Genomic DNA, 15100 nt, shown 5'->3' on the forward strand with positions numbered 1-15100 from the left:
CGTGGTCGTACGTGGCGGTCACTGCGGACCGGCGCGCCTGCTGCCAATAATCATGGCGAACGAGAGCACGGGGGCAGTCTGGCACAGACCGTCCCCGTGCTCACCGTCCGTCTCAGGATGCGAACAGCGCGCTGTGCGCGGGCGCATGTGCCGGGCTCACCCCAGGGATTCGTCCAGGAACTCCCGTACGTGGGACAGGATCCGGTCGCGGTCGGCCCCGCGCAGCCCGATGGCCACGTTGATGGAGAAGCCGTCGAGCAGGGCGCGCAGCCGGGTGGCGAACCGGTCGGGGTCGAGGGTCCGGAACTCGCCGCGGGACATGCCCTCGGCGAGCAGCGCCACCAGGTCGCGGTGCCAGGCGCCCTCGATGGCGGCCTGACGGTCGCGGGCCTCGTCGTCGGCGTTCTGCGAGCGGTTCCAGACCTCCAGCCAGAGCGTCCAGTGGGGGTCGCGGTGGCCGTCGGGGACGTACAGGTCGACGTACGCGTCCAGGCGGTCGCGGGCCGGGGCGGTCCGGGTGAGGAGCCGGGCGCGCTCGGCGCCGAGCCGGCCCTCGCTCCACTCCAGGGTCCGCAGCAGCAGCTCGTCCTTGGAGTGGAAGTAGTAGAGGAGATGGCCGCTGCTCATGCCGACCTCGCGGCCGAGCGCGGCCATGGTGAGCTTCTCCAGACCCCGCTCGGCGATCATGGCCATGGCGGCGCCGAGGACCTCCTCGCGGGGCGGGGCGGTGTTGCGGCGGCGGGTCATGGGGCGGCCACACGGACGGCGTCGGGCAGGAAGTGGGTCTCGTAGGGGCCGGCGCAGCCGGCGAACAACGTCGCGACCACCGCGCCGCACCCTCCGCACAGTTCGTTGGGCCCCCCGCGCCCCACCTCACAGCATCCGGACTCACGGACGGCCGGGTCCGGGGACAGGTACCGCCGGGTGTCCCCGGGGTGCACGACCAGGGTGCCGCGGGGCCCGGCGGACATCAGGCATCCCGGCCCGTCGGGGTCCAACTGCACGGCGTTGCCGGGATGGGCGACGTCCATCCACTCGGGATCGGGGTGCGGAACGTACGGTGCCCCGCACGGCAGCGGATCCACCGCGTACGTCCCGAGCGGCATCGTCGACGGGGCGCCCCGCGAGCCGTCGGCGTTCTTCCGCCCGTCGTACGGCGGGCATGCGGGCACCTCGGGCAGCAGGCGCAGCGGCCCGGTGAGGGGCCGGTCGCAGGCGGCGCAGCGCAGGACGCGCACGGGTGCGCTCGGTGGTGTGGTCATCCCTACGTTTCTACCGGACGCCGGCCCTGGGCTGCTGCTGGGTGATGCAGTGGATGCCGCCCCCGCCGGCGAAGATCGTGCGGGCGTCGACGAGGGTGACCGTGCGGTCGGGGAACAGCCGGCGGAAGATCGCGGCGGCCTCCTCGTCGCGGGGGTCGTCGAAGGCGCAGAGGACGACTCCGCCGTTGCACAGGTAGTGGTTGATGTAGGAGTGGTCGGCCCAGCGGCCGTCGGCCTCCAGCTCGGTCGGGGCGAGGACCTCGACGACCTCCAGGGGCCGCCCGTGGGCATCGGTCTGGGCCCGCAGCAATCCGATGATCTCCTCGGTGATCTCGTGGTCGGGGTGGGCCGGGTCGGGCTGGGAGTGGGCGACGACCACGCCGGGGCGGGCGAACGCGGCGACGATGTCGACGTGGCCGAGGGTGCCGAAGCCGCCGGGCGGGTAGTCGCCGGTGAGGCCGCGCGGCAGCCAGATCGCCTTGCGGGTGCCGAGCTGGGCGTGGATCTCCGCCTCGACCTCGTCGCGGGTCCAGCCGGGGTTGCGTTCGGGCCCGAGCTGCACGGTCTCGGTGAGCAGGACGGTGCCCTCGCCGTCGACGTGGATCGCGCCACCCTCGTTGACGAGCGTCGAGGCGTACGTCCGCGCCCCGGCGAGGTCCGCAACGGAAGCGGCGATCCTCGCGTCGTGCTCCCAGCGGGCCCAGGGCTGCGCGCCCCAGCCGTTGAACCGCCAGTCGACGGCGGCCAGTCGGCCCCGGCCGTCCGTGAGGAAGGTGGGGCCGATGTCGCGCATCCAGGCGTCGTCCAGGTCGCGTTCGACGGTGTCGATGCCGGGGCCGAGGAGGGAGGCGGCCTCGGCGGCCTGTCCCGGTCCGCACACCACGGTCACCGGTTCGAAGCGGCGGACGGCGTGGGCGACGGACGCCCAGGCGGCGCGGGCGGCGGCGACGTCGTCGGGGCCGTCGAAGGTGGGGTTGGGGCCGGGCCACGCCATCCAGGTGCGCTCGTGCGGGGTCCATTCGGCGGGCATGCGGAAGCCGTCGGCGGCAGCGGACATCGAAGGGCCTCTCAGAGGAAGTACAGCCGGTTGAGGGAGACGGAGTCGGCCGGCTCGGAGCGGAGCGGCTCCCCGTCGAGGGTGACCAGGCCGGTGCGCGGGTCCACGTCGACCGAGCCGGTACGGGAGTTGCGGACCAGGTCGGCGGGGCCGATGCCCCGGGTGCCGCGCACGGCGACCCTGCGGCGGCGGGTCGGCAGCCGGTCGGCGCCCGCGTCGAGCGCGGCGCGCGCCACGAACGCGACGGAGAGGTCGGCGGCCGTCGCCCCGTGCGCCCCGAACTGCGGTCCCAACACGAGGGGTTCGCAGGCGTCGGTGGCCGCGTTGGGATCGCCGACGACACCGTAGGCCGGGAAGCCGGACTTGAGCACCAGCTGGGGTTTGGCGCCGAAGTACTCGGGGCGCCAGAGCACGATGTCGGCGAGCTTGCCGACCTCCAGGGAGCCGACCTCGTGGGCGAGGCCGTGCGCGACGGCCGGATTGACGGTGAGCTTGGCGATGTAGCGCAGGACGCGCTCGTTGTCGTGGTCGTCGGGGGCGCCCGACTCGGCCTTCATCTTCCCGGCCATGGCGAAGGTCCGGCGCACGGTCTCCCCCGCGCGTCCCATGCCCTGTGCGTCGGACGAGGTGATGCCGATGGCGCCCAGGTCGTGCAGCACGTCCTCGGCGCCCATCGTCCCGGCACGGATGCGCTCACGGGCCAGGGCTGCGTCGCCGGGCAGGTCCGTCTTGAGGCCGTGGGCGGAGACGATCATCCCGAAGTGCTCGGCGACGGCGTCCCGGCCGAAGGGCAGGGTCGGGTTGGTGGAGGAGCCGATGACGTTCGGCACCCCGGCCATCTTCAGCACGTTGGGCACATGGCCGCCGCCGCAGCCCTCGATGTGGAAGGCGTGGATCGTACGGCCCTCCAGCACGCGCAGGGTGTCCTCGACCGACAGGCACTCGTTCAACCCGTCGCTGTGCAGGGCCACCTGGACGTCGTGCTCCTCGGCGACCCGCAACGCCGTGTCCAGCGCCCGGGTGTGGGCGCCCATGTCCTCGTGCACCTTGAAACCGCAGGCGCCGCCCTCGGCGAGGGCCTCGACCAGCGGGGCCTCGTGCGACGACGAACCCCGGCCGAGGAAGCCGATGTTGACCGGCCAGGCGTCGAACGCGGCGAACGCGTGCCGCAGCGCCCACGGCGAGTTGACCCCGACGCCCCACACCGGGCCGAACTCCTGCCCGATGATCGTGGTCACCCCGGAGGCCAGTGAGGCCTCCATGATCCGCGGCGACAGCAGATGGACATGTGTGTCCACGGCTCCCGCGGTGGCGATGAGGCCCTCACCGGACACGATGGACGTGCCCGTGCCGACCACGACGTCGACCCCGTCGAGGGTGTCCGGGTTCCCGGCCCGCCCGACGGCGTGGATGCGCCCTTCCCGGATGCCGATCGACACCTTCCGGATACCCAGCACCGCGTCGATCACCACGACGTTGCTGACGACCACGTCGCAGGTCTCGCGGACGGCCGCCGCCTTGAGGTGCAGTCCGTCCCGCGCGGTCTTGCCGAAGCCGGCGAGGAACTCGTCGCCGTACCGCTGGGCGTCGGACTCGACCCGGATCACGAGGCCCGAGTCGCCGAGCCGGAGCCGGTCCCCGGCGCGGGGGCCGTGGGTGGCGGCGTACGCGTACGGGTCGATCGGGGTGGCCGCCGGGCGGTTCGCCGGGGCGCCGGTGGAGGGGTTCATCGCGCGGCTCCCAGATATCCGCAGGCGGCGGCCCTGCGCAGGGCCTCTTCCTTCGCTCCGGGGGCGTCGAGGGGCCCGTCGACCAGCCCCGCGAAGCCGATCGCGGTCCGCTCGCCCCCTATGGGCAGCAACCCCACGTCCACGCTCTCCCCCGGCCCGAACCGCACCGAGGACCCGGCGGGCACGGCCAACCGCATCCCGTACGCCTCGGCCCGCGCGAAGTCCAGGCGCGGGTTGGCCTCGAAGAAGTGGAAGTGGGAGGTGACGGAGACGGGCACGGTGGCCGTGTTGGTCACCGTCAGCCGTACGACGGCCTCGGGGTCCCGGTGCGCGGGCCCGGGCAGCAGCGCGCCCGGCGCCCGCTCGCCGAGGCCGCCGCCGATCGGGTTCTCGATCACGGCGAGCCGGGAGCCGTCGTCGAAGACGGCCTCGACCTGCACCTCCGTGACGACATCCGCGACGCCGGGCAGGACGTCGTCCGGCCCGAGCACCGACCGCGCCCGTGCGATCGCCTCGTCGAGCCTCGCCCCGTCCCGCGCGGCCTCGCAGACGGCGTCCGCGACGAGGGCGGTCGCCTCGGGCACGTTCAGCCGCAGGCCGCGCGCCCGCCGGGCCCGCGCCAGTTCCGCGGCGCCGAACAGCAGCAGGCGGTCGCGCTCGGTGGGGGTGAGTCGCATGGGCGGCACCTCCTGGGGCCGGAAGGATTAGAGCGTCACTCTAAACTCAGAACACGGCAGGAGGGAAGGCCGCAGCGTGACTCACTGCGACTATTTGAGCGTCATTCAAAAGCAGGGCCGGCACGCGGAAGGGGCCGCCGCGGACGAGTGGTCCGCGGCGGCCCCTGGGCCGAGCCGGTGGGGATGTCAGGCCAGGACGTGCATCCAGCCGTGCTTGTCCTCGACCGTGCCGCGCTGGATGTCCAGCAGGGCCTCACGGAGCTTGAGGGTGACGGGGCCGGGCTCGCCGCCGGACTGCTGCCAGGCGGCGCCGGTGCGCTTGACCGTGCCGACGGGCGTGATGACCGCGGCGGTGCCGCAGGCGAAGACCTCGGTGAGGGCGCCGCTCTCGGCGTCGGCCTGCCACTGGTCGATGGAGATACGGCCCTCCTCGGCGGGGTGACCGAGGTCGGCGGCGACGGTCAGCAGGGAGTCACGGGTGACGCCCTCCAGGATCGAGCCGGTGAGGGACGGGGTGACGATGCGGTCGCCGTACACGAAGTACAGGTTCATGCCGCCGAGTTCCTCGACCCACTTCCGCTCGACCGCGTCGAGGTAGCAGACCTGGGCGCAGCCCTCGGCGGCGGCCTCGGCCTGGGCCAGCAGGGACGCGGCGTAGTTGCCGCCGGTCTTGGCGTCGCCCATACCGCCGGGGACGGCGCGGACGTGGTCCTCGGAGACCCAGATGGAGACGGGCTTGACGCCGCCGGGGAAGTAGGCGCCGGCCGGGGAGGCGATGACCAGGAAGAGGTACTCGTTGGCCGGCTTCACGCCCAGCCCGACCTCGGTGGCGATCATGAAGGGGCGCAGATAGAGGGACTCCTCACCGCCGTGCGCGGGCACCCATGCCTGGTCCTGCTGGACCAGCAGGTCACACGCCTCGATGAAGGTCTCCACCGGCAGCTCTGGCATCGCGAGGCGCCGGGCGGACTTCTGGAAGCGCAGGGCGTTCATCTCCGGGCGGAAAGTGGCCACGGAGCCGTCGGGCCGGCGGTACGCCTTGAGGCCCTCGAAGATCTCCTGCGCGTAGTGCAGGGTCATGTTCGCGGGATCGAGGGAGAGCGGGCCGTACGGCACGAGCTGCCCGTCGTGCCAGCCACGACCCTCGGTCCACTTGATCGTCACCATGTGGTCGGTGAAGTGGCGGCCGAAGCCGGGGTTGGCCAGGATCGCCTCGCGCTCGGCATCCGAGAGCGGATGGGCGGACGGCTTCAGCTCGATCGTGGGCGTCGTCATGAGTGATGTCCTTCACCGGTTGTGTGTGACGGGCCGCGCTCACGTCCCGTACTGCCAGTGGCCAGTGTTAGGACGTCCGAGCATTCCCTCATTCCGCGGCACCTCGTTCGATTATCGCCCGGCGGGGGGCGTGGACGAAACGTGGATGACCGTGGACGAAAACGGTGCGATGCGGCCCAGGGGATGATGGTGACACCCGGCGGGAGCATGCGGAAGCCGCCGGGTGCGATGCGACCCGGCGGCTTTCGAAGGGCTCCCCCTCGGTGGACCGGGGCGGCGGGGCTCCGGGTCCGAGGGAGGTTTCGAGTGCTCGGCGGGTCAGCCGGCTACTCGTACGGCGAGGGCGTCGCCGATCTCGTTCGTCGAACGGGCGGGCTTGCCGACGCGCTCCGCGAGGTCGGCGGAGACGGCCTCCTCGATCCGCGCGGCCTCGGCCTCGTAGCCGAGGTGGCGCAGGAGCAGGGCGACGGACAGGACCGTGGCGGACGGGTCGGCCTTGCCCTGGCCGGCGATGTCCGGGGCCGAGCCGTGGACGGGCTCGAACATGGACGGGAACTCGCCGGACGGGTTGATGTTCCCGGAGGCGGCGACGCCGATGCCGCCGGAGACGGCCGCGGCGAGGTCGGTGATGATGTCGCCGAAGAGGTTGTCGGTGACGATCACGTCGAAGCGGCCGGGGTCGGTGACCAGATAGATGGTCGCGGCGTCGACGTGGATGTAGTCGGTGGTGACGTCGGGGAACTCCTCGGCCACCTTGGTGAAGATGTTGGTCCACAGGTGGCCCGCGAAGGTCAGCACGTTGTTCTTGTGGACCAGCGTGAGCTTCTTGCGGGGGCGGGCCTGGGCGCGGGCGAAGGCGTCGCGGACGACGCGCTCGACACCGAAGGCCGTGTTCACGGAGACCTCGGTGGCGACCTCCTGCGGGGTGCCCTTGCGGATGGTGCCGCCGTTGCCGGTGTACGGGCCCTCGGTGCCCTCGCGGACCACGACGAAGTCGATCTCCGGCTGACCGGCGAGCGGGGTGGCGACACCCGGCAGCAGCTTCGACGGACGCAGGTTCACGTGGTGGTCGAAGGCGAAGCGGAGCTTGAGCAGGAAGCCGCGCTCCAGGACGCCGGAGGGGACGCTCGGGTCGCCGATCGCGCCCAGCAGGATCGCGTCGTGCTGCTTCAGCGCGTCGAGGTCGGCCTCGGTGAGGGTCTCACCGGTGGCGTGGTAGCGCTGGGCGCCGAAGTCGTACTCCTTGGTCTCCAGCTTCACATCCTGCGGAAGGACGGCGGAGAGGACCTTGAGACCCTGGGCCACGACTTCCTGACCGATGCCGTCACCGGGGATCACTGCGAGATTGAGGCTGCGAGACATGTGCGGCACCGTACTCCTTGTCCCACGGGATGACACGGGCTGTCCGCGATATGGACGCACCGGGGTGACGTCGGCACCGAGCCGTTGACCGGCGTTCACCCGTGTGTTTGCCGGGAGTTGGCATCTGCTGGGAAGTTGCCCCTCATGACTGCGCCATCCAGGGGGACGCCCCCCGGACTCCCCGTCCCCGACGTCGGCATCCCCGAGCAGCTGGCCCGCCGTCTCAGCATGCCGGAACAGTACGAGTACCTGCGCGCCAAGCTGACGCGGCGGCGCACGCTGGTGACTGCCGGGGCGGTGGCGGGCGGGCTGCTGACCGGCTGCTCCGGGTCCGGTACGGCGACCGGGCGGCGGTCCCCCTCGCCCTCGGTCACGGCCACGGAGCAGGTGCCCGGCTCGGCCGTCGTGCCCTTCGGCCGCCATCTCGCCTTCGGCGCCGACCCGAAGACGCAGATGCGGATCTCCTGGCAGCTGCCGGCGGCCGTCAAGAAGCCCTTCGTGCGGGTGGGGCTGCGCCCCGAGGACCTGAGCCGGCGCGTCGACGCCGAGATCCGCGACCTGTACACCCCGGAACTCCAGGGCGTGCGCCCGGCGTTCGAGCAGTACTACGTGCACGCGGCCCTGGACGGCCTGAAGCCCGGCACGACGTACTACTACGGCGTGGGCCACGAGGGCTTCGACCCGGCCGCGCCGGCCCACCGCGGGACGATCACCGCCTTCCGTACGGCGCCCGCGCGTCCGGAACGGTTCGTGTTCACCGCCTTCGGCGACCAGGGCGTCAGCAAGGACGCGCTCGCCAACGACCATGTGTTGCTGCGGGAGGCCCCCGCATTCCATCTCCACGCGGGCGACATCTGCTACGCGGACACCACCGGCCACGGCGAGAAGTCGGACTCCTACGACCCCGGCTTCTGGGACCTGTTCCTCAAGCAGAACGAGCTGGTGGCGAAGTCGGTGCCCTGGATGGTGACGACCGGCAACCACGACATGGAGGCCTGGTACTCGCCGGACGGCTACGGCGGCCAGGTGGCCCGCTGGTCGCTCCCGGACAGCGGCTTCGACCCGCGCGGGGCGCCGGGCGTGTACTCGTTCGTCTACGGCAACGTCGGCGTGGTCGCGCTCGACGCGAACGACGTGTCGTACGAGATCCCGGCCAACCTGGGTTACACGGACGGCAGGCAGACCAAGTGGCTCGACATGCGACTCGGCGAGCTGCGGGCCGACAAGTCGGTGGACTTCGTCGTGGTCTATTTCCACCACTGCGCGTACTCCACCTCACGCCACGCGTCCGACGGGGGTGTGCGCGCCGAGTGGGTTCCGCTGTTCGCCAAGCACCAGGTGGACCTGGTGATCAACGGGCACAACCACGCGTACGAGCGGACCGACGCCATCAAGAACGGCGAGGTCGGCAGGCCGGTACCGATCGGCGGGTCGACCGACCCGACACGGGACGGCATCGTGTACGTCACGGCGGGCGGGGGCGGCAAGGAGCTGTACGCCTTCCCTGCGGGCGTGCAGGACAGCTACGAGGGCAAGGTCCGCGACCTCGACTCGATCGAGTCCTTCCGGTGGACGAAGTCCAAGGACCGCAGGACGGAGCTCGTCCAGTGGTCCCGCGTCCGCTACACCGGCTTCTCGTTCCTGTCGGTGGAGGCGGAGACGGGGCCGAGGCCCCGGCTCAAGGTGTCGGCGCTCGCCCAGGACGGCAGGCGCATCGACCACTTCGAGGTGCGGCGCGGCGCGTGAGCCGATGCCCGACGGCCGTGCCGCACCCCGAACGGGTGCGGCTCCCGGCTGGTGGGGCGGCTCAGTGCCCGGTGGAGCCGCCGTTGTCCCTGCGGTCGAGGGCGCGCTGGAGAGCGGCGGCGGCGTTCTTGCGGTCGGACTCGGTGGTCCGGGAAACGTGGCGGACTCGGCGGCGGACAGTCGTCTCGGCCATGGGGAATCGACTCCTTCGAGGCATTCCGGAGTACAGAAGCGGAGGGCTGTGAGACTCCCCCACTGCCTAAAGGGCGTGCTAAAGGGCGTGGGAGGTGCCCCCGGACGGGCCGGGGAGCGGGGCCGCAGGGGTTGCCTGCCAGGGCCGCCGGTTCACGACCGCCATTCGCTGGGTCGAGCGAGGCGTTCGGCTCCTACAAAGCTAAGCGAGGCCGGGGCATCTGTCTCCACAATTAGTCGGACTTCCTACTATCTGAGACGGTGGATTGGGTCACACCCCTCTGACCTGCGTTTTCTTCCTGCGCCCCGATCCCCGGACGGCGCGGATCAGAGCACGTCGCCATCCCGCCAGTCGAAGACCAGCTCGGCCTCGGGATCGTCCACGGCGGCGGGCGCGGGCCACACGTACACGGAGCCCTCCTCCTCGGGCAGCCGGACCACCCCTTCGGGGCCGAGCGCGCTGATCCGTCCCGCCCACACCCGCCAGCCGCGCCCGGTGTACAGATGGGCGCCCTCGTCGCTCGCGGAGAGCGCGCCGAGGTCGTAGGCGCGGGTGACGACGCCTTCCAGGGCGGCCATGATCCGGGCGCCGATCCCCGCCCGCCGCGCGTCCCGGCGTACGGCGACCCCCTCGACGTAGCCGACGCGCAGCCACCGCGCCCCGTACCGGACCCGCCGCATGACGACCGCCCCGTGTCCGGCGAGTCCCCGCTCGTCGTGGACGAGCGCGTGCACGCCGCCCAGGGTGTGGTCCCAGTCCTCGGGCGAGAAGTCGGCGTCGAAGGCGTCGTACAACAGCCCGCGCACGGCGCCGAGTTCGGCGGGGGCGAGGTCGGCGGTGTGCGCGGTGCGGAGTCCGGGTGCGGTCATCACCCCATTGTCGCGGCGGCCGGGAACACGGGGACGGGAACACGGGGGCACGGGGACACGACAGCGGGCCGGATCGAGGAGGATCCGGCCCGCTGTCGGTATCGCGGGGTCAGCCCATGTGCGGGTACGCGTAGTCCGTCGGCGGGACCAGCGTCTCCTTGATCGCGCGGGTCAGGGTCCAGCGCATCAGGTTCTGCGGGGCGCCCGCCTTGTCGTTGGTGCCGGAGGCGCGACCGCCGCCGAACGGCTGCTGGCCGACGACCGCGCCGGTGGACTTGTCGTTGATGTAGAAGTTGCCGGCGGCGTAGCGGAGCTTGTCCATCGTGTACGCGGCGGCCGCGCGGTCACCGGCGATGACCGCGCCCGTGAGGGCGTAGTCGGACACCGACTCCATCTGGGTCAGCATCTCCTCGTACTTCTCGTCCTCGTAGACGTACACCGCGAGGAACGGCCCGAAGTACTCGGTGGTGAACACGTCGTGCTCGGGGTCGGCGCACTCGACGACGGTCGGGCGGACGAACCAGCCGACGGAGTCGTCGTAGGAGCCGCCCGCGACGATCGTGCACGCCGGGTCGGCCTTCGCGCCGTCGATGGCGGCCTTGACCTTGGCGAAGGTGCGCTCGTCGATGACGGCGCCGATGAAGTTCGACAGGTCGGTGACGTCACCCATGGTGAGGTAGTCGACCTCGGCGGCGAACTCCTCCTTGAAGCCGTCGTTCCAGATGGACGCCGGGATGTAGGCGCGGGAGGTCGCCGAGCACTTCTGGCCCTGGTACTCGAAGGCGCCCCGGGTGAGGGCCGTCTTCAGCACCGCGCGGTCGGCGCTCGGGTGGGCGACGACGAAGTCCTTGCCGCCGGTCTCGCCCACCAGACGCGGGTAGGAGCGGTACTTCTCGATGTTGGCGCCGACCGTCTTCCACAGGTACTGGAAGGTCCTGGTGGAGCCGGTGAAGTGGATGCCGGCGAGGTCGCGGTGGACCAGGGCGACCTTCGAGACCTCGATGCCGTCCCCGGTGACGAGGTTGATGACGCCCTTCGGCAGCCCGGCCTCCTCCAGCAGCCGCATGAGCAGCACGGCGGCGTGCGTCTGGGTCGGGCTCGGCTTCCACACGACCACGTTGCCCATGAGGGCGGGCGCGGTCGGCAGGTTGCCGGCGATCGCCGTGAAGTTGAACGGGGTGATCGCGTAGACGAAGCCCTCCAGCGGGCGGTGGTCGAGGCGGTTCCAGACGCCCGGGGAGTTCGCCGGGGGCTGCTCGGCGAGCAGGTCACGGGCGTACTTGACGTTGAAGCGCCAGAAGTCGACCAGCTCGCAGGGGGTGTCGATCTCGGCCTGCTGGGCGGTCTTGGACTGGCCGAGCATGGTGGAGGCGGCCATGGTCTCGCGCCAGGGGCCGGCGAGCAGGTCGGCGGCGCGCAGGATGATCGCGGCGCGGTCGTCGAAGGACATCGCGCGCCAGGCCGGTGCGGCGGCGAGGGCCGCGTCGATGGCGTCCTGGGCGTCCTGCCGGGTGGCGTTGGCATAGGTGCCGAGGCGGGCCTTGTGGTTGTGCGGCTGCACGACGTCGAAGCGGTCGCCGCCGCCCATCCGCCGCTCGCCGCCGATGGTGCAGGGCAGGTCGATCGGGTTCTCGGCCAGCTCCTTCAGCTTGGCCTCCAGCCGGGCCCGCTCGGGTGAGCCGGGGGCGTAGCCGTGCACCGGCTCGTTGACGGGGGTGGGGACCTGGGTCACAGCGTCCATGGGTTCCGTAACTCCTTACTGAGCGGGCGGTTTTCGGGCTCAGCCCTTGCTGATCATCGAGCGGAGGAAGAAGCGCAGGTTGGCCGGCTTCTCCGCCAGGCGACGCATGAAGTAGCCGTACCAGTCGGTGCCGTAGGCGGTGTAGACCCGCATGCGGTGACCCTCGGCGGCGAGCCGGTGGTGCTCGTCGGTGCGGATGCCGTACAGCATCTGGAACTCGTACTCGTCGAGCTTGCGTCCGGCGCGGTGGGCGAGTTCCTGGGCGATGGAGATGAGGCGGGGGTCGTGGGACCCGATCATCGGGTACCCCTCGCCGTCCATGAGGATCTTCAGGGTGCGGACATACGCCTTGTCGATCTCGGACTTCTGCTGGTGGGCGACGGAGGCGGGCTCCTTGTAGGCGCCCTTCACCAGACGTACCCGGCTGCCGTTCGCGGCGAGCCGGCGGGCGTCGGCCTCGGTGCGGAAGAGGTAGGCCTGGATGACGCAGCCGGTCTGCGGGAAGTCCCGGCGCAGCTCCTCGTGGATGGCGAACATCGAGTCGAGGGTGGTGTGGTCCTCCGCGTCGAGGGTGACGGTAGTGCCGATCGCGGCGGCGGCCTCGACGACGGGGCGGACGTTGGCGAGGGCCAGCTCGTGGCCGCCCTCCAGCGCTTGGCCGAACAAAGACAGCTTCACCGACATCTCGGCTCGCTCGCCCAGCTCCAGCGCCCCGAGCCGGTCGATCAGCTCCAGGTAGGCGTCACGGGCGGCGGCGGCCTGCTCGGGCCGGGTGATGTCCTCGCCGACGACGTCCATCGTCACTTCGAGACCCGCGGCGGTGAGGACCTCGACGACGGGGACGATGTCGTCGACGCCCTCCCCGGGGATGAAGCGGTCGACGACCTGCTTGGTCACGGGCGCGGCCGAGATCAGGCGTCGCATCCGGTCGCTGCGCGACGCGGCGAGAATCACGGGACCCAGCACGGGGCACCTCCACAAACCAGCAGATAGAACCACCGTGAAACCTAAGGATCCCCCCGTTCGCCGACCATCGACAGCTGTCACGCATCCGTGCCGCAGATCTCAGACAGATGTATGAAGGGTGCCGTGGGATGGGGGAGAATGCCCTCGTGACGCCGGACGCCGCATCGTTCCACCACGTGGGTGACTACCAGGAGCTCGTCGACGAGATCTCGGCGCTGCTCGGCGCCCCGGCGACGCTGGAGAACCGTGACTTCGAGCTGATCGCGTTCGGCGCGTACGACAGCGAGGGCGACCTCGACCCGTCGGCGCTGGACCCGGTCCGGACCCGCTCGATCCTGACCCGCCGCTCGACGGCGGCCGTGCGGGAGTGGTTCGAGGGCTTCGGCATCACCCGGGCGACCGCCCCCGTCCGCATCCCGCCGACCCCCGAGGCGGGCGTGCTGCGGGGCCGCGTCTGCCTCCCCGTGCGCCACCGGGGTGTCGTCCTCGGCTACGTCTGGCTGCTGGACGGCGATCCGGGGCCCACGGACGCCCAACTGTCGGCCGCCATGGCGGTCGCGTCCCGCATCGGCGCGCTCCTCGCGGACGAGGCGCAGGCGGGCGCCGACCTCACCCGTGAGCTGCGGGCGGTGCTCACGGCCGGGCCCGGCTGGGAGCGGGACATGGCGGTGGCGGAACTGCGCGCCGCCCTCGGCCCGCGCGGCGACGGCGTCCACACGGTGGTCTGTGTGGCCCCGTGGCCGTCGGCGGACCCGGACGACGCCCCGTCCTTCCGTACGGTGCCGGGGGCGACCGCGCTGTGCACGGTGCCCTGGGGGGCGGCCGGGCAGAGCCTCGCCCTGCTGGTGCGGTTGCGCTCGGCGGGCGTCCCGGCGCCCGCGCTCACGGCGGCCGGCCGGCTGCTGGAGCGGGCGGGCGCGCGGGCGGCGGCCGGGGTGGCGGGCGCCCGTACGGGCCTCGGCGAACTGGGCACCGCGTGGCGGGAGGCGTCGGCGGCGGCCCGTGCGGTGCTGGCGGAGCCCCGCCTGGGCCCGGTCGCCGAGTGGCGTTCCATCGGCCCGTACCGGCTCCTGACGTCCTTGCCCCCGGAGATCCCGCAGGACCCTGCCGTCAGGGCGCTCCTGTCCCCCGCCCACCACGAACTGGCCCGCACCGCCGAGACGTTCCTCGACTGCGCGGGCCAGGCGGGCCGCACGGCGGCGGAGCTGGGCATCCACCGCCAGACCCTCTACTACCGCCTCTCCCGCGTCGAACAACTGACGGGCCTGGACCTGGACGACGGCGAGGACCGCCTGCTGCTGCACATGGCCCTGAAGGGGGCACGGCTCTGAGGGACTCGCGGTCGACGTCAGCCGTGCCCCTCCTGATCGGCGAGCCGATGCCAGACGGACTCGAACCAGTCGCGGGCGTTGTCCACGAACACCGATCCCGGTGAGTGGGGGTCGTCGTCCTTCACGTGGTGCGTGAGCGTGGCGCCGAGACCGTGGACGTCGAGGGTCTGGACCCACTCACCGTCGAGGTCGACGACTCGCTCGATGACTTCGTAGAAGCCATGCAGGGCCGCCGTCCCGTTGAGCAGGTACAGCTTGAAGGGTGGCACCAGGGGGACGGGGTGGCACGTGAACAGCACGGAGGGGACGAGCATCGAGGTGTACACATTGCTCAGCGTGTTGTGCAGCACGGTGTGTTGGCGTCGTGCGTTGCCCACGGCCCGCTCCTTGAGGGCGTCGTCCTGCGCGCTGTGCCCCGAGCGCCAGTAGGGGAACGCGAGGGACATGTCGGGCACCATCAGCCTCACGGTGATGCTCCGGGGGCTGATCTGCCCGGCGTGGATGCGCTCCGCCTGCAACTGGATGTGAGGGGTCAGGGACTCCGACGTCAGGGTGAAGACGTCGAGGCTCACGTCGTCCTGCTCGAAGGCCTCGCTGATGTACGGGCCCAGCGCGAAGGGGCGACGGTATCGCCCGGGGCCCGACTCCGACGCGGTCGGACCTTGCCTGACGACACGGGACCCGCTGCCCTGCCGCGAGCTGATCCAGCCCTCCTCCTGCATCCCCCGGAGCGCCCGCTGCACGGTGAGACGCGAGACTCCCAACTCGTCCGCCAGCGCACGCTGCGGTGGAAGCAGGTACCCGAAGGGATAGGTGCCGTCGGTGATGCGCCGTCGCAGCTCGGCCGCGGCCCATCCGCGCCCTCCGGTGCCACCCCCGCCGTTGCCACCC

Annotated in this window: 14 protein-coding genes; 2 read left to right on the forward strand and 12 right to left on the reverse strand. The window is 71.8% G+C overall.

The genetic code is table 11. The features are described 5' to 3' along the window. Positions 1 to 156: 156 nt before the first annotated feature. The 7 genes from AOK15_RS11080 to AOK15_RS11110 all read right to left on the reverse strand — a co-directional run bounded on the left by AOK15_RS11080 (position 157) and on the right by AOK15_RS11110 (position 7363). Positions 157 to 747 (reverse strand): TetR/AcrR family transcriptional regulator, encoded by a 591-nt coding sequence (locus AOK15_RS11080; protein ID WP_055515396.1) that lies wholly within the window; start codon positions 745 to 747, stop codon positions 157 to 159. Then, on the reverse strand, positions 744 to 1262 hold the full coding sequence (locus AOK15_RS11085) for a hypothetical protein (protein WP_240508383.1): 519 nt from the start codon (positions 1260 to 1262) through the stop codon (positions 744 to 746). The genes AOK15_RS11080 and AOK15_RS11085 overlap by 4 nt, the downstream gene beginning before the upstream one ends. A 10-nt stretch (positions 1263 to 1272) precedes the next feature. Continuing rightward, positions 1273 to 2319: an agmatine deiminase family protein gene (locus AOK15_RS11090; protein ID WP_055515399.1), complete on the reverse strand. Its 1047-nt coding sequence runs from the start codon at positions 2317 to 2319 to the stop codon at positions 1273 to 1275. 11 nt (positions 2320 to 2330) lie between these two features. Next, on the reverse strand, positions 2331 to 4049 hold the full coding sequence (locus tag AOK15_RS11095; RefSeq protein ID WP_055515401.1) for an urease subunit alpha: 1719 nt from the start codon (positions 4047 to 4049) through the stop codon (positions 2331 to 2333). Then, positions 4046 to 4726, reverse strand: a complete 681-nt coding sequence (ureA, locus tag AOK15_RS11100) for an urease subunit gamma (RefSeq protein WP_055515403.1) — start codon at positions 4724 to 4726, stop codon at positions 4046 to 4048. Before ureA ends, AOK15_RS11095 begins: the two co-directional genes overlap by 4 nt. A gap of 186 nt (positions 4727 to 4912) precedes the next feature. After that, positions 4913 to 6001, reverse strand: coding sequence for a branched-chain amino acid aminotransferase (locus AOK15_RS11105; protein WP_055515405.1), 1089 nt, complete (start codon positions 5999 to 6001; stop codon positions 4913 to 4915). A 318-nt stretch (positions 6002 to 6319) separates the two neighbouring features. Then, positions 6320 to 7363 (reverse strand): 3-isopropylmalate dehydrogenase, encoded by a 1044-nt coding sequence (locus AOK15_RS11110; protein WP_055515407.1) that lies wholly within the window; start codon positions 7361 to 7363, stop codon positions 6320 to 6322. A gap of 144 nt (positions 7364 to 7507) precedes the next feature. On the opposite strand from AOK15_RS11110, the gene AOK15_RS11115 reads away from it, so the two are divergent. Continuing rightward, positions 7508 to 9109, forward strand: coding sequence for a purple acid phosphatase family protein (locus AOK15_RS11115; protein ID WP_055515409.1), 1602 nt, complete (start codon positions 7508 to 7510; stop codon positions 9107 to 9109). 61 nt (positions 9110 to 9170) lie between these two features. On the opposite strand, the gene AOK15_RS48285 is transcribed toward AOK15_RS11115, so the two are convergent. The 4 genes from AOK15_RS48285 to AOK15_RS11130 form a co-directional block, all read right to left on the reverse strand. Next, complete coding sequence (locus AOK15_RS48285; RefSeq protein WP_005479955.1) at positions 9171 to 9302, reverse strand: hypothetical protein; 132 nt, start codon at positions 9300 to 9302, stop codon at positions 9171 to 9173. A gap of 326 nt (positions 9303 to 9628) precedes the next feature. After that, the gene (locus tag AOK15_RS11120; RefSeq protein WP_055515411.1) at positions 9629 to 10171 is read right to left on the reverse strand and encodes a GNAT family N-acetyltransferase; all 543 of its coding nucleotides are present in this window, start codon (positions 10169 to 10171) and stop codon (positions 9629 to 9631) included. A gap of 109 nt (positions 10172 to 10280) precedes the next feature. Next, positions 10281 to 11912: an L-glutamate gamma-semialdehyde dehydrogenase gene (gene pruA / locus AOK15_RS11125; protein WP_055515413.1), complete on the reverse strand. Its 1632-nt coding sequence runs from the start codon at positions 11910 to 11912 to the stop codon at positions 10281 to 10283. A 39-nt stretch (positions 11913 to 11951) separates the two neighbouring features. Then, positions 11952 to 12878 (reverse strand): proline dehydrogenase family protein, encoded by a 927-nt coding sequence (locus AOK15_RS11130; protein ID WP_055515415.1) that lies wholly within the window; start codon positions 12876 to 12878, stop codon positions 11952 to 11954. Between the two features lie 128 nt (positions 12879 to 13006). On the opposite strand from AOK15_RS11130, the gene AOK15_RS11135 reads away from it, so the two are divergent. Further along, positions 13007 to 14209: a PucR family transcriptional regulator gene (locus AOK15_RS11135; RefSeq protein ID WP_055515417.1), complete on the forward strand. Its 1203-nt coding sequence runs from the start codon at positions 13007 to 13009 to the stop codon at positions 14207 to 14209. 17 nt (positions 14210 to 14226) lie between these two features. Here AOK15_RS11135 and AOK15_RS11140 read toward each other — a convergent pair. After that, positions 14227 to 15100 (reverse strand): GntR family transcriptional regulator (locus AOK15_RS11140; RefSeq protein WP_055515419.1); only part of this gene is annotated, 874 nt, incomplete at its 5' end.

It is taken from the genome of Streptomyces ossamyceticus, assembly GCF_001418475.1.
Lineage (GTDB): Bacteria > Actinomycetota > Actinomycetes > Streptomycetales > Streptomycetaceae > Streptomyces > Streptomyces ossamyceticus.

What these genes read in the sequence shown, in the direction of transcription:
- ureA (WP_055515403.1), bottom strand. Translation starts at nt 4,726, where the DNA reads ATGCGACTCACCCCCACCGAGCGCGACCGCCTGCTGCTGTTCGGCGCC.
- pruA (WP_055515413.1), bottom strand. Translation starts at nt 11,912, where the DNA reads ATGGACGCTGTGACCCAGGTCCCCACCCCCGTCAACGAGCCGGTGCAC.
- AOK15_RS11110 (WP_055515407.1), bottom strand. Translation starts at nt 7,363, where the DNA reads ATGTCTCGCAGCCTCAATCTCGCAGTGATCCCCGGTGACGGCATCGGT.
- AOK15_RS11135 (WP_055515417.1), top strand. Translation starts at nt 13,007, where the DNA reads ATGGGGGAGAATGCCCTCGTGACGCCGGACGCCGCATCGTTCCACCAC.
- AOK15_RS11090 (WP_055515399.1), bottom strand. Translation starts at nt 2,319, where the DNA reads ATGTCCGCTGCCGCCGACGGCTTCCGCATGCCCGCCGAATGGACCCCG.
- AOK15_RS11080 (WP_055515396.1), bottom strand. Translation starts at nt 747, where the DNA reads ATGACCCGCCGCCGCAACACCGCCCCGCCCCGCGAGGAGGTCCTCGGC.
- AOK15_RS11095 (WP_055515401.1), bottom strand. Translation starts at nt 4,049, where the DNA reads ATGAACCCCTCCACCGGCGCCCCGGCGAACCGCCCGGCGGCCACCCCG.
- AOK15_RS11105 (WP_055515405.1), bottom strand. Translation starts at nt 6,001, where the DNA reads ATGACGACGCCCACGATCGAGCTGAAGCCGTCCGCCCATCCGCTCTCG.
- AOK15_RS11120 (WP_055515411.1), bottom strand. Translation starts at nt 10,171, where the DNA reads ATGACCGCACCCGGACTCCGCACCGCGCACACCGCCGACCTCGCCCCC.
- AOK15_RS48285 (WP_005479955.1), bottom strand. Translation starts at nt 9,302, where the DNA reads ATGGCCGAGACGACTGTCCGCCGCCGAGTCCGCCACGTTTCCCGGACC.
- AOK15_RS11085 (WP_240508383.1), bottom strand. Translation starts at nt 1,262, where the DNA reads ATGACCACACCACCGAGCGCACCCGTGCGCGTCCTGCGCTGCGCCGCC.
- AOK15_RS11115 (WP_055515409.1), top strand. Translation starts at nt 7,508, where the DNA reads ATGACTGCGCCATCCAGGGGGACGCCCCCCGGACTCCCCGTCCCCGAC.